The 21,085-nt window shown below is 58.1% G+C and carries 18 protein-coding genes and 2 pseudogenes; 14 read left to right on the forward strand and 6 right to left on the reverse strand.

Annotation, left to right across the window (positions count from 1 at the left end):
• The first annotated feature begins 12 nt into the window (after positions 1 to 12).
• The 4 genes and pseudogenes from ACF8RA_RS01775 to ACF8RA_RS01790 form a co-directional block, all read left to right on the forward strand.
• Positions 13 to 1,110, forward strand: coding sequence for an alkene reductase (locus ACF8RA_RS01775; RefSeq protein WP_392488600.1), 1,098 nt, complete (start codon positions 13 to 15; stop codon positions 1,108 to 1,110).
• Positions 1,111 to 1,323: 213 nt separating this feature from the next.
• Positions 1,324 to 1,800 (forward strand): VOC family protein, encoded by a 477-nt coding sequence (locus tag ACF8RA_RS01780; protein WP_176684196.1) that lies wholly within the window; start codon positions 1,324 to 1,326, stop codon positions 1,798 to 1,800.
• A gap of 119 nt (positions 1,801 to 1,919) precedes the next feature.
• Positions 1,920 to 2,099, forward strand: a complete 180-nt coding sequence (locus ACF8RA_RS01785) for a hypothetical protein (protein ID WP_392460691.1) — start codon at positions 1,920 to 1,922, stop codon at positions 2,097 to 2,099.
• 401 nt (positions 2,100 to 2,500) lie between these two features.
• Positions 2,501 to 2,941 (forward strand): annotated as a pseudogene (locus tag ACF8RA_RS01790) (IS66 family transposase); the annotation flags it as partial.
• Positions 2,942 to 2,968: 27 nt separating this feature from the next.
• On the opposite strand, the pseudogene ACF8RA_RS01795 reads toward ACF8RA_RS01790, so the two are convergent.
• The 4 genes and pseudogenes from ACF8RA_RS01795 to ACF8RA_RS01810 all read right to left on the reverse strand — a co-directional run.
• Positions 2,969 to 3,136 (reverse strand): annotated as a pseudogene (locus ACF8RA_RS01795) (cysteine hydrolase); the annotation flags it as partial.
• Positions 3,137 to 3,633: 497 nt separating this feature from the next.
• Complete coding sequence (locus tag ACF8RA_RS01800) at positions 3,634 to 4,653, reverse strand: zinc-binding alcohol dehydrogenase family protein (protein WP_021782306.1); 1,020 nt, start codon at positions 4,651 to 4,653, stop codon at positions 3,634 to 3,636.
• A 10-nt stretch (positions 4,654 to 4,663) separates the two neighbouring features.
• Positions 4,664 to 4,957: a putative quinol monooxygenase gene (locus tag ACF8RA_RS01805; RefSeq protein ID WP_021782307.1), complete on the reverse strand. Its 294-nt coding sequence runs from the start codon at positions 4,955 to 4,957 to the stop codon at positions 4,664 to 4,666.
• Positions 4,958 to 5,520: 563 nt separating this feature from the next.
• Positions 5,521 to 6,429: a LysR family transcriptional regulator gene (locus ACF8RA_RS01810; RefSeq protein ID WP_392460692.1), complete on the reverse strand. Its 909-nt coding sequence runs from the start codon at positions 6,427 to 6,429 to the stop codon at positions 5,521 to 5,523.
• 121 nt (positions 6,430 to 6,550) lie between these two features.
• On the opposite strand from ACF8RA_RS01810, the gene ACF8RA_RS01815 reads away from it, so the two are divergent.
• A complete protein-coding gene (locus ACF8RA_RS01815) occupies positions 6,551 to 7,294 on the forward strand; it encodes an SDR family oxidoreductase (RefSeq protein ID WP_284384097.1) in 744 nt (247 codons plus the stop codon).
• Between the two features lie 447 nt (positions 7,295 to 7,741).
• The gene (locus ACF8RA_RS01820) at positions 7,742 to 7,936 is read left to right on the forward strand and encodes a hypothetical protein (protein ID WP_119687232.1); all 195 of its coding nucleotides are present in this window, start codon (positions 7,742 to 7,744) and stop codon (positions 7,934 to 7,936) included.
• A gap of 167 nt (positions 7,937 to 8,103) precedes the next feature.
• Here ACF8RA_RS01820 and ACF8RA_RS01825 read toward each other — a convergent pair whose 3' ends face one another.
• Positions 8,104 to 10,320 (reverse strand): putative bifunctional diguanylate cyclase/phosphodiesterase, encoded by a 2,217-nt coding sequence (locus ACF8RA_RS01825; RefSeq protein WP_392460693.1) that lies wholly within the window; start codon positions 10,318 to 10,320, stop codon positions 8,104 to 8,106.
• Between the two features lie 733 nt (positions 10,321 to 11,053).
• Between ACF8RA_RS01825 and clpK the strand changes: the two genes are divergently transcribed.
• The 6 genes from clpK to ACF8RA_RS01855 all read left to right on the forward strand — a co-directional run bounded on the left by clpK (position 11,054) and on the right by ACF8RA_RS01855 (position 17,940).
• The gene (clpK, locus tag ACF8RA_RS01830; RefSeq protein WP_392460694.1) at positions 11,054 to 13,825 is read left to right on the forward strand and encodes a heat shock survival AAA family ATPase ClpK; all 2,772 of its coding nucleotides are present in this window, start codon (positions 11,054 to 11,056) and stop codon (positions 13,823 to 13,825) included.
• 60 nt (positions 13,826 to 13,885) lie between these two features.
• Positions 13,886 to 14,356, forward strand: coding sequence for a phosphate-starvation-inducible PsiE family protein (locus tag ACF8RA_RS01835; RefSeq protein ID WP_119687229.1), 471 nt, complete (start codon positions 13,886 to 13,888; stop codon positions 14,354 to 14,356).
• Positions 14,357 to 14,545: 189 nt separating this feature from the next.
• Positions 14,546 to 15,001 (forward strand): Hsp20/alpha crystallin family protein, encoded by a 456-nt coding sequence (locus ACF8RA_RS01840; RefSeq protein ID WP_021782314.1) that lies wholly within the window; start codon positions 14,546 to 14,548, stop codon positions 14,999 to 15,001.
• A 27-nt stretch (positions 15,002 to 15,028) separates the two neighbouring features.
• The gene (locus ACF8RA_RS01845) at positions 15,029 to 15,400 is read left to right on the forward strand and encodes an Hsp20/alpha crystallin family protein (RefSeq protein WP_021782315.1); all 372 of its coding nucleotides are present in this window, start codon (positions 15,029 to 15,031) and stop codon (positions 15,398 to 15,400) included.
• Positions 15,401 to 15,426: 26 nt separating this feature from the next.
• Positions 15,427 to 15,930 (forward strand): Hsp20/alpha crystallin family protein, encoded by a 504-nt coding sequence (locus ACF8RA_RS01850; RefSeq protein WP_103444534.1) that lies wholly within the window; start codon positions 15,427 to 15,429, stop codon positions 15,928 to 15,930.
• A gap of 228 nt (positions 15,931 to 16,158) precedes the next feature.
• Entirely contained in the window at positions 16,159 to 17,940 is a 1,782-nt protein-coding gene (locus ACF8RA_RS01855; protein WP_274138622.1) for a monovalent cation:proton antiporter-2 (CPA2) family protein, read from the forward strand.
• Between the two features lie 149 nt (positions 17,941 to 18,089).
• Here the strand turns inward: ACF8RA_RS01855 and ACF8RA_RS01860 are convergent, their stop codons facing one another.
• Positions 18,090 to 18,962, reverse strand: coding sequence for a LysR family transcriptional regulator (locus ACF8RA_RS01860; RefSeq protein ID WP_274138620.1), 873 nt, complete (start codon positions 18,960 to 18,962; stop codon positions 18,090 to 18,092).
• Positions 18,963 to 19,182: 220 nt separating this feature from the next.
• Here ACF8RA_RS01860 and gloA point away from each other — a divergent pair, with 220 nt between their 5' ends.
• Together gloA and ACF8RA_RS01870 are read left to right on the forward strand one after the other, a co-directional pair.
• On the forward strand, positions 19,183 to 19,578 hold the full coding sequence (gene gloA / locus ACF8RA_RS01865; RefSeq protein ID WP_119687225.1) for a lactoylglutathione lyase: 396 nt from the start codon (positions 19,183 to 19,185) through the stop codon (positions 19,576 to 19,578).
• 470 nt (positions 19,579 to 20,048) lie between these two features.
• Positions 20,049 to 21,017: an LLM class oxidoreductase gene (locus ACF8RA_RS01870; RefSeq protein WP_274138617.1), complete on the forward strand. Its 969-nt coding sequence runs from the start codon at positions 20,049 to 20,051 to the stop codon at positions 21,015 to 21,017.
• Positions 21,018 to 21,085 lie beyond the last annotated feature (68 nt).

Below are 21,085 nucleotides of genomic sequence, written 5' to 3' on the forward strand. Positions count from 1 at the left end.
CAGGAGCCACCCATGTCCAGCCCGCTGAAACTCTTCACTCCATACGAACTCGGCCCCCTCACGCTGCCCAACCGCATCGTCATGGCACCAATGACCCGCTCACGCAGCACACAGCCCGGAGACGTGGCCAATGCGATGATGGCGCATTATTACGCCCAACGCGCCAGCGCCGGGCTCATAATCAGCGAGGCGACGCAGATCAGCCCTCAGGGCAAGGGCTATAGCTTCACACCGGGCATCTACAGCGCCGAGCAAGTGGCAGGCTGGCGGCAGGTTACCGACGCCGTGCATGCCAAGGGTGGGCGTATGTTCCTGCAGTTGTGGCATGTAGGCCGGATGTCCCACGCCAGCTTCCACGCCGATCGCCAGCCGGTGGCGCCTTCGGCGCTGCGTGCCGACGCGCAGGTATGGGTGGTCGGTGAAGATGGGGTAGGGCGGATGGTCGATGTCAGCGAGCCACGCGTCCTGAGCAAGGAGGATATCCTGGCGGTGATTGAGGATTACCGCCTGGCCGCCCGGTATGCGCGCGAAGCGGGGTTCGATGGGGTCGAGATCCACGCAGGCAACGGCTACCTGATCGACCAGTTCCTGCGCACCACCTCGAACCTGCGCGATGACGAGTACGGCGGCAGCCGCGAAAACCGTATCCGATTCCTGATCGACGTCACGCGCGCGGTCGCGGGGGAGATCGGCGCGCAACGCACTGGTGTACGCCTGGCCCCCTATATCACCGCCCGTGGCATGAACTGCCCGGACGTGATCCCGACCATCCTCCAGGCCGCCCAGTCGCTCGACGCCCTGGGTGTTGCCTATCTGCACCTGGCCGAGGCGGATTGGGACGATGCACCGCAGATTCCCGAACCCTTCCGGTATCAACTGCGCCGTGAGTTCAGCGGCGCGATCATCGTGGCCGGGCGCTATACCTTGGCGCGCGGCCAGGCGCTGCTCGACGCCGGCCTGGTGGACCTGGTTGCCTTCGGCCGTCCCTTCGTCGCCAACCCGGACTTTCCCGCGCGGCTCCAGCATGACTGGCCCCTGGCCGAGTTCGAGGGCAGCCGACTGTTCGGCGGTGACGAGGTGGGTTACAGCGACTATCCGGAATATCAATAACGTGAACGGCTGAACCAAGGTGCCCGGGGCGACGAGGCGGCTCATTTTCACCCTGGCCATGGAAGTATTCATGACCAGGGTCGATCAATCTCGGGCGCCGGGCACGCCAGACTCGATAAGCGCCTTGTCGGTTTACAACTCGATGTTCTGGCGCGATGAGCCGCGTTTTCCGACGGCTCGCTTATTGGCATTACCCCCTATCTGGAGGACTTCATGGGCGTCCACAAACTTGACCATTTCACCATCCGCACCCCGCTCTGGGTCGAAACCGCAGCGTTCTTCGAGCACGTCATCGGCCTGACGCCGGGTCCACGACCGGGGTTTCTTTTCCCTGGGTATTGGATGTATGCCGGCGACCAGCCGCTGTTGCACATCGCCAGTGTCCAGGGCGACCCAAAGGAACTGCAGATGTACCTCGGCGACAAGCCAGGCGGATATGGATCGGGTTCGCTCGATCATGTGTCGCTGCGTTGCGATGGATTGGAGCAAGTCCAGTCACGATTGCAATCCATGGGTATTGCGTTTCGTGAACGCGTCATTCCACAAATAGGCGAACACCAACTGTTTCTCGAGGACCCTAACGGCATAACCATCGAGATGATCTTCGACTACGTGCCGGGTCGTCGAATCGTTGGCCAGAGCATGTCGCACCTTGAGATAGAAACGCCTCACACCGTCAGCCCGGATTGACCACCGTTGGTGCGACAAGGATCTGCGGCCTACCTGCCTCCTGCTTGAGTTTTCCTCGGTATAGCGTCCAGGCGCGCCCTGCGCGTGCTTGACAATAACAACAGCACAAGGACCTCACCATGATCATGCTCGACACACCTGAATCGCGCCTGCAAGCTGCTGGCCTGACTTTGCCCAGCCCGGTATTCAAGGTGATTCCTGAAGACTCTCGAGATCGTTCGTTCTTCAGAGAGTCAGCAATAGTGGGCGGCCGATCACTGTCCAACCGTGCTGCGGACGCGCACTCTGTAGAGCACTGAATCAAAAAAAGGCTCAGTTTCAACATGAAAAACGGTATCAGATGGCCGCCGTTTGGCTGACGTTGCCTTGTCTCACTTCCTGTTGGTGAAAGTTGGTTGTATGCCTCGCTGCTTCCGCGGAGAAGGTCTTTGGTCAAGGTAATCAAGTGCATTGATCATCCACAGCAACTGCTGTTCTTCACTCACTGTATGATGCATTAAGTCCAAACGATGGACGTCGGTACCGCTGGTGATGTTTTGTTTACTCACCTTGATCAGCAGAAACGTCGGCTGCTTTCGAGGTCCTCGTTACTGCACGCGCTGGGCTATTATGCCGACGATACAAAGTATGCCTGCAGAAGGAAGTCTGGACGGTGAGAGATGGCCTAATGTCGTGCACGGAGCGCGGGTAGGCGAGGGCGTACCGGCAGGAGAAAATCTTTGGTCGCGCCGGACTGGCCATCGCTCGCTCGACCTTGGCCCAGTGGGTTGGGCAAACTGGCGTGCGACTCCAGCCACTGGTCGATGCACTGCGTGAAGCGGTGCTGAGCAAGGGCGTAATCCACGCCGATGAAACACCGGTGCAAATGCTTGCGCCGGGCGAGAAGAAAACCCACCGGGCCTATGTCTGGGCCTACAGCACGACGCCGTTTTCGGCGCTTAATGCGGTGGTTTACGACTTCAGCCCAAGCCGTGCCGGCGAACATGCAAGTAACTTCCTGGGCGACTGGAACGGCAAGCTGGTTTGCGATGATTTCGCTGGCTACAAAGCTGGTTTTGAACAAGGCATCACTGAAATCGGCTGCATGGCTCATGCCCGTCGCAAGTTTTTCGAACTGCACACGGCGAACAAAAGTCAGCTGAACGTGATAGCTGGAGGTGGGATTCTATTCATCATGCTTCACATGAAGGACAGGCCAGCCATTTGATCGCCAGTGCCGCAGAAGGCGCTGGATTACGGACAAATAGCCAGGGTGGCTTTTACCATTCCAAACAGGCTGATCGATAGCATCCTGAACATCGAGGATAATCAGGGGGATGCTAGGCGTGTCCTTCATGTGGGGGCGTCTCCTTACGATGGACGCTTAGTGTGCTGCAACGTATTCCGGTCAACAAGCAGCGCAGTCTCGCTAGGGTACCGGTGCTGACAAAGAGGCCACTAAGGAGGGGCTGATACCCCGTCAGTGGACTCCGGCCCAGCTCACGCAAGGTGAGTTGGGCGGACGCTTATGTTCCTCAAAGTTTTTGGCGAGAGCTACCAGAAGCTTGTGGCGAAGCCTTCATTGGTCGAAGGCATTGATTTGGAAGTCCCAGTTGATCTAATCGGATTGCCGAGCATGGACCTGGCTCCAGCCAACCGCGACCACCGCTGGGCCTTTATCGGTCCCTCTGGGGATCGAGTGGAGGTTCCTCACTCTCCACGTTTTGTCACTGCTGACCTAGACGCCCTAAACCGAGCCGCAGTCCAAGGCGTAGGTATCGTACAGATGCCTGAGGTTCGAGGGACGAGTTCAAGGTAACTGGACAGGGGTATAAGCTGTTTTAATCAACTCCCTCAAAAGCCTTCCAGCACGACTTTCCCCTTCGCCTTTCCGCTTTCCAGCAGAGCATGGGCACGACGAAGATTTTCTGCGCTGATGGGCCCATAGTTTTCGCCAACTGTGGTGCGCAAGTTACCCGCATCAATCCGCCGCGCAACTTCGTTAAGGATGTTGCGCTGCTCCTGCATGTCCTCTGTTTCGTAGAGCGAGCGGGTGTACATAAGCTCCCAGTGCAACGACAGGCTCTTGCGCTTCAGCGGCACGGCGTCAAGGGTGGCCGGATCATCTATCAGGCCCAGCTTGCCTTGAGGTTTCAGTGACTCGATGATTTGTTCGTAGTGCCTATCGGTCTGGGTCAGGCTTGCGACATGGCTGACCTGCGCTATACCGATGCGCTTTAGTTCTTCACTAAGTGGCTTGGTATGGTCGATGACATGATGCGCACCAAGCTCGGTAACCCAGGCCTGGGTTTCAGGGCGCGAAGCCGTACTAATGATCGTCAACCCTGTTAGCTGACGCGCCAGTTGAATTAGAATTGAACCTACCCCGCCTGCAGCGCCAATGATCAGCAGTGTTTCTCCTCGGTCGGTGGGATCCCGTGCAATACCTAGGCGATCAAAGAGTAATTCCCAAGCGGTCAGGGAAGTGAGTGGCAATGCCGCAGCTTGGCCGAATTCCAGCGACTGTGGCATTGAACCGACGATACGCTCATCCACCAGTTGCAGCTCACTGTTGCTCCCCGGGCGGATCAGTGATCCCGCGTACCAGACTCTGTCACCGGGTTTAAAAAACGTCACGTCGCTGCCGACCGACTTGACCACCCCGGCAGCGTCCCAGCCGAGGATCCGCGGCTGGCTTTCGTCCGCATGCGGCACATAGCCCTGCCGTACCTTGGTATCGACAGGATTGACCGACACGGCCTTTACCTCTACTAGCAAGTCGCGCGGCCCTGGCACTGGCTCGGGTATATCGATCTCCACCAAGGCGTCGGGATGTTCAATAGGCAGACATTTAAAGTGTGCAATGGCTTTCATTCGAAGCTCCTCAGGACATGCGATGCATTTTCGTGATCGAAAATTTTTCAGCAGCACGTTCGATGAGCGGGAGCGCTGCTCGAAAATGTGTTGTCGCTTCGTGAGCCGTTAGCGCCGCCTCGTCCCGCCACTGCTCGATCATGTGGAAAGTGCGCGCCTGCTCGGCATCACGGTGCAAGTCATACTGGATACAGTCCACTTCGCCCCGGCTTGAACCCTGCAGGGCCCGCAGCGTCTGCTCGAGCTCGGCTTCGAAGCCTGCCTTTGCGACCAAAGTGGCAATCAGTGTTAAAGGGGTGTTCATCAAACCTCCGGCCGATATGCATAAAAAAAATGGGACCTCGCTAACCGACACGTCTGAATAGAGGCCGTGCGGCCCGAAACTGCTCTCCAGGTGACGGCCTGACAATCAATATTGATCTCGAAGGCCGTGCGAGCGTCCTCACCCGGCGAGAGCACTTGTAGCGTTAAAACCAGTAGATCGGGCAAGTCCAGGTCACACGCTCCCTGCCCCCAACTCATGAGCGGCGAAATTGGACCAATCAGGATTGCCGAGATATGCCCGGCCAATAATCTCCAGGTCCGGTTGCAGTCCTTAAGCGCGTCTTCGCTGACGCTCAGCGTGCGTAGGTCCCTAGCCGAGGCTATTCAACCCATACCATCGGTAGCTTCGCGTCGTGAAACCTAGGCCTTGAGGGCTTTCTATACAACGATGTTGAGCCCGAAACTGACGCTGAGCAAGTCCAATCCACCATCCTTGAAACGACGTGTCCGGTCGACAGTCAATTTTCTCCGAGGGCTTATAATTCGAAAATTCGATAATTTTCGAAATATAAGCGTAGTGCAAACTCGAGCGTCCCTTCGAACTCAGCGATTGGTCCGCGCAAAAGCACGCGGATCAGAGAAACAGTTAACCAGGTGGTCGTATATCAGCCTCACTCGCGGTGCCACTGGCCCTGATTGAGGACGGTACATGATCAGTTCGGAAGGCGGCGGCGCTTCCTGTTGCATGACCTCGACCAGGCGCCCTTCAGACAGGTAGGGTTCTGCCAAGTAATCGGGCATTTGCCCAAAGGCGATTCCGGCCATAACGATCTCTCGCTCGGTTTCCGGGTCATCGCAGCTGAAGGCAGGGGAGGTAGGCAGAAACGTTCGCCCCTCGGCAAGCACCCACGGCCAGGGGCGACCGTTTTTTCGATCAATCAGCATGGACAGCGGCAAGCGTTTCAGTTCTTCGATGCTGCCAGGGCGGTGCACGGTGGCGAGGAGTGACGGGGCCGCAACGATTTTCAGGCTGACATGGGCCACTGTTCTAGCGATATAGCGCCTATCACGCACCGCGCCGACACGAATACCGATGTCGATCTTGTTGGCCACCGCGTCGGTGAGTTGGTCATCCAGGCTCAGGTCGATGCTCAGGCCCGGGTTTTCCCGTATCAGCGGTTTCAGAAATTCGACCAGATACAGCTTGCCAATGGCGTGTGGGGCCGTGATGCCGACAACGCCTTTAGCCTCCTGTTTGCTGTGGGTGATAAACAACTGATCCACCCGGTCCAAGGTTTCCTGGGCCTGCAAGGCGAGTTTGGCACCAAAAGCGGTGACATGAACCTGCCGTGTGCTGCGGTGGAACAACAGCTCACCCAGCGTACTCTCCAGTTCCTTGATGGCACGTGTCACCGTCTGCGGTGAGGTGCCGAGGCGGGTGGCTGCATCGCGGAACGTGGTCGATTGTGCGGCCACTGTGAATATCCGAATCAGTTCCATGCGATTAGGCATAGCCCTCAACTCCCGTTCCAGAAAATGGAATTCTCAAATCCTAACACTTCCATTCTCTGACGAATAAAACCAGCGCAGACTGCAGTCTCCATCCCGACAGGTCTCAACAGGAGCGCTGAATATGAGTAAGAACATCCAGGATAAGGTGGTCGTCATCACGGGTGCGAGTAGCGGTCTAGGCGAAGCAACGGCGCGTCATCTGGCGGCGCTCGGCGCCCTTGTGGTGCTTGGCGCCAGGCGCCAGGACCGTCTGGACGCGATTGTCGCGGAGATCGCCACTGCAGGCGGCAAGGCGATTGCCCATCCGACCGATGTGACACGCAAGGAGGACTTGTCTGCGCTGGTTGCCAAGGCAGTCGAGGTATTCGGTCGCATCGATGTAATGATCAACAACGCAGGGTTGATGGCGATCTCTCCGATTTCGCAACTGCGCACCGACGAGTGGGATCGTATGATCGATATCAACATCAAGGGCGTATTGTATGGCATCGCGGCCGCATTGCCGTTTTTCGAACAACAGGCAAGCGGTCACTTCATCAACATTTCTTCGGTCGCCGGCATCAAAGTATTCAGCCCCGGTGGATCGGTTTACAGCGGCACCAAGTACGCGGTGCGCGCCATTTCCGATGGCCTGCGTCATGAAGTCGGCGCGAATATTCGCACGACGACTATCGAACCGGGCGCAGTGGATTCCGAACTGAAGTTCGGCAGCGGGCACCAGCCGAGCGCCGAGGTCGTTGGCGAATTTTACAAGAAGGCCATCCCGGCTGACTCGGTTGCACGGGCCATCGCTTATGCGATCGAGCAACCTGCAGATGTCGACATCAACGAGATTGTTCTGCGTCCGACTGCGCAAGACTTCTGACATTTGTCCTGTGCCGTCTGCGCCTGATCCACAGGCATGGACCCAAGCGATCAGGCTCTGGCGCTAAGAAATGGTTAACTCAGCCTATCCAGGCTGAAACTCTCGGCATACCGAACGTCAATATCCAGCGCGCCAACACCACCATGTCCGAGCTGATTGATTGAGCTTCCAAAGGCGAGTCGTTCCTGATTCTGGGGTTCGGCAGACGGCTCTGCCCGCCTAATGTACCCAACTGATCATATCGGACCCTGTTGCGAATGAAGCCACCTAAAGTTGCAGACTGGTTGCTACGGAGGGCGGCGGTGTAGTGGCAATAAGCCCGGTGTGAATCATCGTGCAATCGGTGGTGTTCGATACAGGAAGCCGAGGCCCCATGGTGCTGCCAATGATGGGCATCGCTCACAAAGCAGCACGAAGATATCAACCCGGCGGGCTGAGGAAATAACCATGGCAATGTTGGTTTTTGACGGTTCGGAAGACTCCGTCGTCGAAGCCCGTATTCTGGTCGAGGCGCTGAATGAATGGTTGGCGGAACAGCAGCCCAGTTGCCCGTTAAGATCCGTTCATGTGCAATTTTGCTATCGGCTCGATGGCACGCTGGATTCTGTATTGACCGTTATAACAGACGTGGCCGTGGACTAATGACAGCATGGAATGGACGGCCGCTTGGTGCTGGTACGTCCTTGACCGCAGATTCAGCAGGTTTTTGCTGTTGGTCGCCCGGTAGACCAGATCTGCTCGACGTTCGTCGCCGAAGGCTGAAAACGGTGTATGAGTGGAGTCGGTCTTTTGGTTTTTAAGTAAATCTGTTAACTATAGGTTCTCTGATCGGCCAAGAAAACCCTGAGCGCCTCATGCGACATGGGTCTAGCAAAGTGATATCCCTGGAAAATATCGCATCGACCACGTTTCAGGAAGTCCACCTGAGCCGCAGTTTCCACGCCTTCCGCGACCACTGACAGGCTGAGGTGATGGGCCATGGAAATAATGCCTTGAGTGATTGCTGCATCGTTTGGGTTCGTCGAGATATCCTGGATGAAGGAGCGATCAATCTTGATTTTTTCGATGGGCAAGCACTTGAGATAACTGAGGCTGGAAAAACCCGTGCCGAAATCATCCAGCGCAATGCGTACACCCAAGTCTTTAAGGCGGTGCAAGGTTTCAATCGCGAGTTCAACGTTATGCAGCAGGAGCGACTCAGTTATCTCCAACTCCAATTGCCCTGCGCCAAGCTCGTGCTTGCTCAGCACTGCCTGGATACATTCAACGAACTGACCGCGCTGGAAATGCATCGGCGAAATATTTACGGCCATCGAGAGTCCGTCGAAGCCCTGATCACATAGGTTGCGCAACTGCGCGCACGCCGTATCAAGCACCCAAAGGCTCAGAGGGATAATTTGTCCACTGTCCTCTGCCACCGGTACAAACACCGCTGGAGAAATGAATCCTTTGATCGGATGTGTCCAACGCAACAACGCTTCGATCCCGACAACCCGACTCGTGCAGGCTTCTATTTGCGGTTGATAATGCAGACTGAACGATTGAGTTTCGATAGCCTTCTGTAGGTCATTGCGTAGGCTTCTGTGCTCGCAGACTCGATGGTTAAGATCGCTGGTGTACCACTGAAAGTTGTTTCTGCCTTGTTGCTTGGCTTTGTACATGGCCATGTCAGCCTGCTGGATCAGCTGCATCGGCTGTTCGATGTGACCATCGCTTGGCGTAATACCGATACTTGCACTCACGTGCAGGTCAATGCCCTGGATACAGTAGGGTTTGCCAATGCTTGCCAGCAGTCGCTCGGCCACCGGCACAACGTCTTCGTCACGAAGCAGGTCCGTCAGCAGAACGACAAACTCATCGCCGCCCATGCGCACGACGGCATCAGCCGGACGGACCTGCTGGGTCATGCGCTGTGCCACCTCGATCAGCACCTGATCGCCGAAGCAGTGCCCGATGGAGTCGTTGATGGATTTGAATCCATCCAGGTCGATGTACATGACCGCCAGTTGACGCTTACGTTGACGGCTGCTGCGACACTCCAGGACAAGCCGGTCTTCCAGAGACAGGCGGTTAAGCAAACCGGTCAGCCCGTCATGGCTGGCACTGATACTCAGCTGGCGCTCGTAATGCTTCTGCTCGCTGATATCCCGGGCGATGCCAAATACCCCGACGATCTCGCCATTTACCATGATTGGCAGGTTGGCGATATCCATGATCAACTGCTTGTCGTCGCTCTCGTCGCGCACCCTCGCCTCGAATCGCTGCGGTTCACCGGCGCGGGCTGCGGAAAAATGCTGATTCACTCGCGGCAGGTCTTCTTCGAACACGAGGTGAGAGAAATGATGACCGACAAGATCAGTTGCCGCGCCAGCTTTAAGCTTCAGGCCAGCCGGGTTCACACTCTGGATGTTGCCCGCCATGTCGAGGGCAAAAACCGGGTTGGGGTTATAGGTAAACAATGAGCGAAACCGTTGTTCACTTTCCTCCAGGCGTTGGCCGTCACGCTCATTCCGGATCGCAATGGCAGCCAGTTGCGCCGCGCAGGTCAACCTTTGGATCTGCATCTCGCTTGGCGCAATCGCCTGGTCTTGGTACAGCGCAAATGTCCCGAGAACGGAGCCCTGATGGGAGAGTAATGGCAACGACCAGCAAGAGCGCAGATTGTAGCCTAGCGCCAGACTGCGAAAACGCTCCCAGCTCGGATCCCTGGCTATGTCTGCCGTCACCACCAGCTCGCGCCGGTATGCCGCTGTGCCACACGTGCCTTCCTGAGGGCCGATGGGCATGCCATGGACCGCCTCGCTGTATGCCGGCGGCAGGCCAGGCGCGGCACCTTTGAGCAAATGCTTGCCTTGCGCATCGGTGAGCAGTATCGAACACAACGTCCCGGGATCCTGGGCGTCGATCATCAAGCAGATGGCGGTGAGGATGTCGTGCAGTTGATGATTGGTCGCGATCATACCGAGTATGTCGCGCTGAGACTCGGGAAGCGCAATGCTGGGATAGCTCGTGCAGAAGGTATTCATGGGGATTCCTGAGTACTTGCGAGGCCTTCCGGTTCCCTGAGCGTCTGCAGAAGTGAGTGCCTGGGCGCAGTCCGATCGCACCCCTATAGCGACATCTTATAAAGCAGTGGGCCTGCCACGAAAAAGACTCAGGTGACCGATAAAAGAACGTATCAGATGGGGCGCATGCGGCTTAATTCGGCTTGCAGCGGCCTGACCGCGGCCCGCTGATTCTCTGAGCAAACCGCAGATACTTCTTGACTTCCGGGCTACCAGGCGCAGACTCTAGCGAGTATTGCAAAAGTTCCCCTGGGCTGGCCGCATTTGTTTGCGGCGCTCGCCCTCCCGCGCTTACTTGCCAGGCATGCTGAAGCCGGCGCTGGACATCACGGATGCAATGCTGGCTTTCCTTCGAATTGCCCGGTCTCAAGGAAAGAACATCCCGATCACGCCCGACTGCTACGAGAGCAGCAGAAGTGCGCCTTCCCTCGTGCCAAACGCTACAACGGCTTTTGCCCGTGACGCTTGAACCGGCCTGACGATGCCGATCAGATTTTGGTCAAGCGCCCATTCGACAATGGGCTGCTGACGATCATCCTCGACGAGCGCGAAACGCGTGCATTGAATCACAGCCGTTCGATTCCGAATTGAAGCTGACTCGGAGATTCCATAGCCGTCGTCACGAAGGCCACCAGCAGACGAGGAGCTGCGGCAGGCTCCACTTCGTCGCCTCAATGATTCAAGGAGCGCCCGCATGGCCAGCAAACAGTGCCAAGTCTGTGGCCAACCCGCCACGACACGGGTGGAAGCCAAGGTCAATGGTCGCCACAGCACAATGCTGTTGTGTGATGATCACTATCGCCAATTGGTGCGCCAGCAAAAGCGCACCCTTTCCCCACTGGAGGCCCTTTTCGGCTCGCGCAGCGGTTTGTTTGAAGATTTCATGGGCAGCGATTTCTTCCGCAACGGAGAAGACTCAGTATCCGTTGCCGCGGGTGCCGATGATGTGGCCGAAGCGTCGTCTGGCGAACCTGCCCCCGCAGGGGGTGGCACGCCGCGGCGTCGCGGCAGCGGACTGGCCAGCCGCATCAGCGAACACTCTGAGGCCCTGTTGCAGGAAGCGGCCAAGCGTGCCACGGAGTTCGGTCGGTCCGAAGTCGATACCGAACACCTGCTGCTGGCCCTCGCCGACAGCGACGTGGTGAAGACCATCCTCAGCCAGTTCAAGATCAACGTCGAGGACCTCAAACGCCAGATCGAGGCCGAAGCCAAGCGCGGCGACAAACCGTTTGAAGGAGAAATCGGCGTGTCGCCTCGTGTGAAGGATGCGCTCAGTCGCGCCTTCGTCGCCTCGAATGAATTAGGCCACGCTTACGTCGGGCCCGAGCACCTCCTGATCGGGCTAGCAGAAGAGGGCGAAGGGCTGGCCGCCAACTTGCTGCGCCGCTATGGCCTCACGCCGCAGGCCCTGCGCCAGCGGGTAAACAAGGTGGTTGGCAAAGGCGCGGAGGATGGCCGCGCCGAGGCGCCGACGAATACGCCGGAGCTCGACAAGTATTCGCGCGATCTCACCAAGATGGCGCGCGAGGGCAAGCTGGACCCGGTAATCGGACGCGCGCAGGAAATCGAAACCACCATCGAGGTGCTGGCACGGCGCAAGAAGAACAACCCCGTATTGATCGGCGAGCCTGGCGTGGGCAAGACGGCCATCGTCGAGGGATTGGCACAGCGTATGGTGGCCGGCGAGGTGCCCGAGACGCTGCGTGACAAGCGCCTGGTAGAGCTGAACATCAATTCCATGGTGGCCGGGGCGAAGTACCGGGGCGAGTTTGAGGAACGGGTGCACAAGGTGCTCAAGGAAATCTCCGAGCACCAAGGCGAGCTGATTCTCTTCATCGACGAGGTGCACACCATTGTGGGTGCAGGCCAAGGCGGTGGAGAAGGCGGTCTGGACGTCGCCAACGTCTTCAAACCGATGATGGCGCGCGGCGAGCTGAACCTGATCGGCGCGACCACGCTCAACGAGTACCAGAAGTACATCGAGCAGGACGCTGCGCTGGAGCGGCGCTTCCAGCCGGTCATGGTGCCCGAGCCAACGGTGGCGCAGACCATCATGATCCTGCGCGGCCTGCGCGATACCTTTGAAGCGCACCACAAGGTCAGCATCACCGAAGACGCGATCATTGCTGCCGCCGAACTGTCCGACCGCTACGTCACCGCGCGCTTCCTGCCGGACAAGGCCATCGACTTGCTCGATCAGGCTGCCGCCCGCGTGAAGCTATCGGCGACGGCCCGCCCGGTTGCGGTGCAGGAAATGGAATCCGAACTGCACCAGTTGCGCCGGGAGCAGAACTACGCGGCTTCCCGCAAGCAATATGACAATGCGGCGCAGATCAGCAAGCGCATCGAAGCCAAGGAGGCCGAACTCAAGGAGCGCGTCGCGGACTGGGAGCGCGAGCGCGGTTCGGGCAGCGCCGAAGTCAAGGCGGAGCACGTTGCGCAGATCGTCTCGCGGCTGACCGGTATCCCGGTGAATGAGCTGACGGTGGAGGAGCGCGAGAAACTGCTGCACCTGGAGCAGCGGCTGCATGAGCGCCTGGTGGGGCAGGACGAGGCGGTACGCGCTGTGGCGGATGCGGTGCGGCTGTCGCGCGCGGGTCTGCGCGAAGGCAGTAAGCCCGTGGCCACGTTTCTGTTCCTGGGTTCCACTGGCGTCGGCAAGACTGAGCTCGCCAAGGCGCTGGCGGAATCCATCTACGGCGACGAGGGGGCCCTGTTGCGCATCGACATGTCGGAGTATGGCGAGCGCCATTCCGTGGCTCGGCTGGTGGGCGCGCCCCCCGGCTACGTCGGTTATGACGAGGGTGGCCAGCTTACCGAAAAGGTCCGTCGCAAGCCCTATAGCGTACTGCTGCTCGACGAGATCGAGAAGGCCCACCCCGACGTCTACAACATCCTGCTGCAGGTGTTCGACGACGGGCGACTTACCGACGGCAAGGGGCGTGTGGTGGACTTCACCAACACCATCATCATCGCCACGTCCAACCTGGGCTCCGACATCATTCAGCGGCAGCTGAAGGCGCCCGGAGCGGCGGGTGAGGAGTACGAGAAGACCAAGGCCGAGGTGATGGACGTGCTGCGCGGACACTTCCGCCCCGAGTTCCTCAACCGTATCGACGAGATCATCGTCTTCCATGCCCTGGGCAAGCAGGAGATCCGCCACATCGTCGGCCTGCAACTCCAGCGCGTGGCCCGCAATGCCGCGAGCCAGGGCGTGACGCTGACGTTCGACGAGACGCTGGTCGATCACTTTGCGCAAGAGGGCTACAAACCAGAATTCGGTGCCCGCGAGCTCAAGAGACTGATCCGCAGCGAGCTGGAGACAGCACTGGCACGTGAAATGCTCGGCGGCGGCATTGGCAAGGGTGATCACGCCCATGCGCACTGGGACGACAAGGCGGAGCGGGTCGGGTTCGACCGGCGGCAACTCGCGCCGGCCAAAGAGTCCGACAATGAAAATGCGTGAAGCGCTGGCCGAAGGCTGCGGTTTCTCGTTGCAATGATCTTGCCGCTGAAGAGGTGAGGCATGAAGGACAGCAATGAGCCCGAGACCACACGCATGCGACTGCGTCGCGAGTGGGCGGTGTTGACGTTTTACGAGCGTTTCGAGCAGATCGTCGCCCACATTCTTTCGCTGGTGATCGCGGTGGTTATCGTGGTGTCGCTGGTGCAGCTGATCCAGATAGTCTTCAGCCTGCTCATCATCGAAGCGTTCAATCCGCTGGATCACCGGATCTTCCAGCATGTGTTCGGTATGGTCATGACGCTGCTGATCGCGATGGAATTCAAGCATTCCATCGTGCGCGTTGTCTTGCGCCGTGACAGCATCATTCAGGTCAAGACGGTCCTGTTGATCGGGTTGATCGCGCTGTCCCGCAAGATCGTGATCCTTGATCCCGATGTCAGCCCGGCCAAAGTCGCGGCGCTCGCTGGCGCCACCCTGGCCCTGGGGCTGACCTATTGGCTGTTGCGTGAGCGCGATGATCGAGCTGCCTAGGCTCTGTGTGAATGGCGCTAAGGCAAAGATAGAACGAGAAAAAGAGCGCGGATGTGTAATTCCATATCCGTTCAAACCGGGGCTTGAAAACCTCGAAATCGCTCACATAATTTCGTCGTCAGGGGCCGGAGCCCAGTGCTTCGTGCCTCCTGTTCGAGATCATTTCAGTCAGCTTGAAGGAGGATTGTCATGTACGAGTCCCTTCTTAATCTGTCGAGCGATCCCATTGCCGAGTTCGAGAGGCTGCAGCGCGAACTGCAACATGTGCTGGGAACGGGTCTGGGGCGCCCAGGCAGTATTCGTGCCTTGGCCAGTGGTGCTTTTCCTGCCATCAATGTCGCGAGCACGCCGTCCAGCCTGGAGGTCTATGCTTTCGTTCCCGGCGTCGACCCGAGCGACCTCGATCTGCAGATTCACCGAGGGTTACTGTCGATTTCCGGTGAGCGCCGGCCGGCGCGCAGCGCACAGGAGGGCAATTGCTCGGTGTACGCCAACGAGCGTTTTTCCGGGCGGTTCAAGCGTACCGTGAGCCTCAATGATCAGGTCGATACCGACAAGGTCGAAGCTCACTGTTGCGACGGTGTTCTGCGCATTTCGCTACCGCGGCGCGAAGCGCTGCAGCCCAAGCGCATAGCCATTCAGTAACAGCAACGGTTTGAAGGAGGAATCACCATGAACGACAAGCAAGCGGTCGTGCGCGGCGAAACTGAAACCCAAACACTGCTGCCGCGTGTCGATGTATTTGAAGACGAAAACGGAATCCAACTGTTTGCGGACCTACCGGGCGTGCCCAAGGACCATCTCGTGGTCAATGTGGACGGTGACACGCTTGTGCTGGAAGGGGAGATCATGCCGCAGTTGAGCGAACAGTTGGAGGCCGTCTACGCTGAGGTCCAGCTGTCGCGATTCAGGCGAGCCTTCACCTTGAGCTCCGAGCTGGACACGACCAGGATCGACGCTGAGCTACGGGACGGCGTGCTGAACGTGCGCGTTCCCAAACATGCACATGCCCAGCCGCGCAAGATCGTCGTGAAAAGCGAGTAGGGCCTTGAGCGTGTGGAGGACGACCCATGGACAAACTAGCTGAACTCAAACATGGCCTGGAGGAAACCTGGCATTCGCTGGGCGAGGGCTGGCGTCAACTTCGCGATCGCACCAGCGAGGCCCTGACGCGCTTCACGCCAGTCAACCGGAGCAGGAACGTCTCGGAGGATGCTACTTCAGCACCGGCACTTGCCTCGAACTGGGGATTGCTGGCCGGCGATCTTTACGAGGATGGCGACCAGGTCGTCATTCGCCTCGAGGTGCCCGGAATGGTGAAGGAGGACCTGAATCTGGAAGTGCGGGGCGATGCCTTGATCATTCGCGGTGAAAAACGCATCGAGCAGGAGCAGGGCAATGGGCGTTATCGCGTCCGGCAGTGCACCTTCGGCAGTTTCCGCCGCGCCTTCCAGCTTCCCGCTCCGGTCATTGCCGAGAAGGCCAGAGCCATATGCAGTAACGGTGTGCTGCGTGTCGAACTGCCCAAGGAAGAGCGTGCGCGTGGCCGGCGCATCGAGGTTCGCTCGGGTTGATACTACCACTGCATGTTCTTTGCGCAGACAAGGTACAACCCTCGTCACCTGAACTACCTGCCCGCGAAAGCCTCGCGGGCGGCCAGTTCTTCGGTTGATCAACGGGAAGAACGGTAGCCGCCCCCCTGCAATGGACATTGCACTTCTCTGTCGAGCTGAGACGCCCAGCGATAACTCATCCGGATTTTTTCCCAAAACCGGTCCTGCCAAGGACTGAAGGTCGAGACTATGTCCGCTGAAGGCAACGCAGGACTTTTGTTGGGTGTTATCACTTTGCTCACCGCCGCCGTGGTGGCCGTGCCGCTGCTCAAGCGCATTGGGTTCGGCTCAGTGATGGGCTACCTGTTGGCAGGGATGCTGATCGGACCCTTCGGGCTGCAACTGATCAATGACCCCCACACCATCATTGATGTGGGCGAGTTGGGTGTGGTGATGTTTCTTTTCGTGATTGGCCTGGAGCTCAAACCCTCGCATCTATGGGACCTGCGCGGGCAGATCTTTGGGCTGGGCAGCCTGCAGGTGGTGATCTGTGCCGTTCTGCTCACCGTCGTCGGCAAGGCCTTTGGTTTCCCTTGGCAGGTGTCATTCGTCTGCGCGGCCGGTTTTGTGCTCACATCCACGGCGATTGTCATGCAGATTCTCTCAGAGCGGGGTGACTTGACCGAGCCGAGGGGCCAACGCATCGTCTCCATTCTGCTGTTTGAAGACCTGTTGATAGTGCCGTTGCTGGCGGCGGTGGCATTTCTGGCACCTACTGCATCGGTGCCCGAACCCAGCTCCCCCCTGTGGCAGCGCATGGCGACCGCAGCGCTGTCCCTGAGCGCACTGGTGGTCATCGGGTTGTGGTTGCTCAACCCTCTGTTTCGGGTATTGGCCCAAGCCAGGGCGCGCGAGGTGATGACTGCTGCCGCGCTGCTGGTGGTGCTGGGAGCAGCGCTGCTGATGGAAATCGGCGGCCTGTCAATGGCGATGGGCGCGTTCGTTGCCGGTGTGCTGCTGTCGGAGTCCACCTTCCGCCACCAGCTTGAGGCTGACATAGAACCGTTTCGCGGGTTGTTGCTGGGACTGTTTTTCCTCGGCGTCGGCATGGCGCTGGATCTGCACGTGGTGGCCGCGAACTGGCTGCTGATCACCTCTGGCGTGCTGGCGCTGATGATGGTCAAGGCGCTGTGTATCTATGGGGTCGCGCGCCTCGCGAAAAGCCAGCATGGTGATGCGCTGGACCGCGCCGTGCTGATGGCGCAGGGTGGTGAATTTGCGTTCGTGCTGTTTGCCGAAGCGCTGAAACTCAAGGTCGTCAGTCCCGAAATCAACGCCAACATGACGGCTATCGTGGTGTTGTCCATGGCCGTTACGCCGGTCAACCTTCTGTTGTACAAGCGCTTCGCGCGGCACCGGGCGGTTTCCATGGACGGTGTGGAGCCGGCACAGAATCTCCAAGGCCATATCCTGATCATAGGGTTTGGTCGTGTCGGCCAGATCGCTTGCCAGGCACCACTCGCTCATGGCGCCAAGCTTTCGATCATCGATATGGACCCGGAGGTGATCCGCGCCGTCGAGCCTTATGGTTTCAAGGTCTATTACGGTGATGGTGCCCGGCACGACCTGTTGCATGCTGCCGGGGCCCATCACGCCCGTACCATCATTGTGTGCGTGAATGACAAGAAGGCCGCGACACGCATCGTCGAAAGCACGCGGCACTATTGCCCGCAGGTAAAGGTGCTGGTGCGCGCCTTTGACCGCGAGCATGCGTTGGAGCTGGTCAAGCACGACGCCGACTACATCGTGCGGGAAACCTTTGAATCCGCCTTGCTGCTTGGCCACCAGGCCGTGCTGACCCTGGGGGCCTCAGCGCACGAAGCCGACGCGGTGACCGACGAGGTGCGCACCCGCGATGCTGAACGTTTTGCCCTGGAAACATCCGGGGGTCTATTTGCCGGGCGAGCGTTGGTCCTGGGAAATATCGAGCGCATTGATCCGCCGAAGCCTGAAGCACGGGATGCTCATTGAGCATGAAAACCTGACGGCAATACGCACACTCACGCTATCGCAGGCACGCACACAACTGCGGGCGGTTATTTTCTGCCGCTTCGTGGGCGATGTGTAGTTTCCTGGATGGCGAGACAGATTAAATCTTCATGGGATGCGGGGATTGCACATTAAACATTGCCCTTGCCCTGGTGATTATCAATGGCCTCGATGAAATTCTTGATCAACGGCGACTGCTGATTTTTTCGCCAGACGAAATAGATATCGCTTGAATCCAGGCGCGGCACATGATCGGCCTGAAAGGTATCTGCCTGGCTCGCGAAACGGTCGATATAACTCTCTGGCACGCAAGCAAAGCCAATTTCCTGTGCGATGCAGGCAAAAATACTGGGATACGATTCGATTTCCAGTATCGCCCGAGGCTGGATGCCGCTGCGTTCTAGCCAGTTATCGACCTGTTGCCTGTAGTGACACGTGCGACCGAATACATACAGTTCGAGCCCAGCCAGGTCTTCCGGGGTGGGCGAGGAAAAGGCCTTCGGTACAACTCTCAACAAGCGCTCACGGAACGCTAAGCGGCTTTCAAGCAAAGGATGCTCGATGGGGCCATCAGTGAGGATCAAATCAAGCTCGCCATCCATCAACAGCCGCTCCAGGAGTAGCGAGTGCTCCGGACGGATGTGCAGTTCTACCCCAGGCGCCTCAAGGCGGTACCGTACCAGAAGCGGAGGGAGATGATTGGCAAGCGCTACGTCAAGCGCCCCAACGCGAAGCACGCCATGCATGGAATCGGTTGAAAACAGCGAGCGTGTTTCAGCTGCCAGGTCGAGGAGCTGTTTGGCTTTGCGGTAGACCAGCCTACCTTCGGGGGTGACAAGTAACCGGTTATTTTCGCGGTTGAACAAGACGACGCCGAGCTGAGTTTCTAGTTCTCGCAGTCTTGCTGTGATGTTCGAGGGCACGCAATGCAGCTGTGCAGCTGCTGCGGCTATCGTACCGTGCTCTACGACAGCGCAAAAAAAACCAAGCTGTGAAAGCTTCAAGATGCTCTCCTTTTGTGATGGCATAGCTCACATCTGATCACTTTTAGTGATGTGTGTGTCAGCTTAACATTGCCTGGGCAAACGCATCCAATCACCTCGACAGCCTGGCCTCATGGGCTTGCGGTGGTAGGGCCTGGATGCACGAACTTTCGTCGTCGTCGGGGAAAGCCTTCTAGGAAATGTTGGCCTTGCGAAGGGCTGAAGCTGCAGCGGAGAATCGATGCGCATACTACATACCATGCTACGTGTGGTGGATCTGGATAAAACCATTCACTTCTACACTAAAGTGCTCGGCATGAGCCTCTTGAGACGCAAAGACTATCCGGAGGGCAAATTCACCCTTGCTTTCCTCGGATATGGCCTGGAGGCAGAAACTGCTGTTCTGGAGCTGACGCGAAATTGGGGACAAGATAGCTATGAGATTGGCGATGCTTACGGGCATGTAGCTATCGAGGTTGAGGATGCAGAAGCTGTGTGCAGCCGTGCTGCTATCATGGGATATCGTGTTCCTCGACCAGCAGGTGTCATGAAACATGGACGCACAATAATCGCGTTCATTGAAGATCCCAACGGGTACAAGGTCGAGCTGATACAAAAAGGCACGCAATTCGACTGATCAAGCGAGGGAAGGCGCGAGGCAGGGCCTGGAGTGGCGAAAGTGCTTTTGTGCTCTTTACCGAAGCTCGGTCTTCAAGGCCCTGAACTCATCATAGCTGTTGGCCGTACAGGTCGGATTGCTTGTCAGGCGCCGCTCGCACAGGGAGCTAAACTTTAGAATATCGATGTAAATCCGCAACTGATTCGCACCGTGGAGCCCTCTGGTCTCAAGGTCCATCACGGTGATGGTGACCGCTCTGACACATTGAGCGGTTCATACACGATGCCGACTACCTAGGGCGGGAAACCTTTAATCCGCACTGTAGCTCGACCGTCAAGCCGTGCTGACGCTGGGCGCGTTGGGGGTCGAAACCGACGCGGTGCGCATACGCGATACCTAACGAAGTGGCGAAGGTGTCCGTTGTCATAGGACAAACCCAGGTTTCTTTCAGCACCCTCATCCAGGTTCTGATGTAAGTAGGAGGGCGCATGTTCACTCCGAGTTCCATTCCCTATCAGCGACAACCGGGCTTTCAGCGCACTTACCGTCAAGGTCGGTTGAGCCTGGGCCTTTTCCTCCCCCTCGAAGCCTTTAGCGGTGATATGCCGAGTATGGCTGGCCAGGTGAGCCTGGCCCAAAGAGCCGAAAAGCTAGGTTTCGCTGCCCTTTGGTTTCGCGATGTACCGTTACGTGACCCTAGTTTCGGTGATACCGGTCAGGTCTTCGATCCTTGGGTCTACCTGGGTTTCATGGCGGCACACACGCATTCGATTGCGCTGGGTACCGCCTCGGTCATCCTGCCAATCCGCAACCCTCTTCACACCGCGAAGGCGGCCACCAGTGTAGATCAACTCAGTGGTGGCCGCCTGTTATTAGGCGTGGCTTCCGGGGACCGACCTGTAGAGTTTCCCGCATTCGGTGTAGATCCGGAGCAGCGTGACAGAATGTTCCGCGAATACCTAGAGGTATTTCGCCAGGTTCAGCGCAGCAGTTTCGTGCCTTTGACCTGGTCCGGCGGCACGCTTGAGGGCTGCGATCTGATTCCCAAGCCGACCACAGCGGAAATTCCATTCTTCGTCACCGGTCATAGCCGCCAGACGCTGGATTGGATTGCCCGCTGCAGTCATGGCTGGATCAGTTATCCGCGTGCGCCGAAGACTCAGCAACTGATTGTCGAGAACTGGCGCACTGCAGTGCGTACCGAATGTGGTGAGCTGTTCAAACCCTTCACCCAGTCGCTATACATCGACCTGACGGACAACTCGCAGATACCCCCTCGACCGATCCACCTCGGCTATCAATTAGGGCGATATCATCTGATCTCACTGCTGCAACACTTACAGGAGATCGGCGTCAACCATGTGATCATCAACTTGAAGTACGGGCAACGCCCCGCTGGCGAGGTACTCGAGGAGCTCGGTCAGTTCGTTCTGCCTGACTTCATCCTGTCTACGTGAGGCGGCACGGGGCACGAATGCTACGCCCCGAGCTTTCTATCCGGTCACCGCGCCGGGCGCGAGACGGC

The organism is Pseudomonas sp. FYR_5, from assembly GCF_043106315.1.
In the GTDB taxonomy this organism is placed as follows: domain Bacteria; phylum Pseudomonadota; class Gammaproteobacteria; order Pseudomonadales; family Pseudomonadaceae; genus Aquipseudomonas; species Aquipseudomonas putida_Y.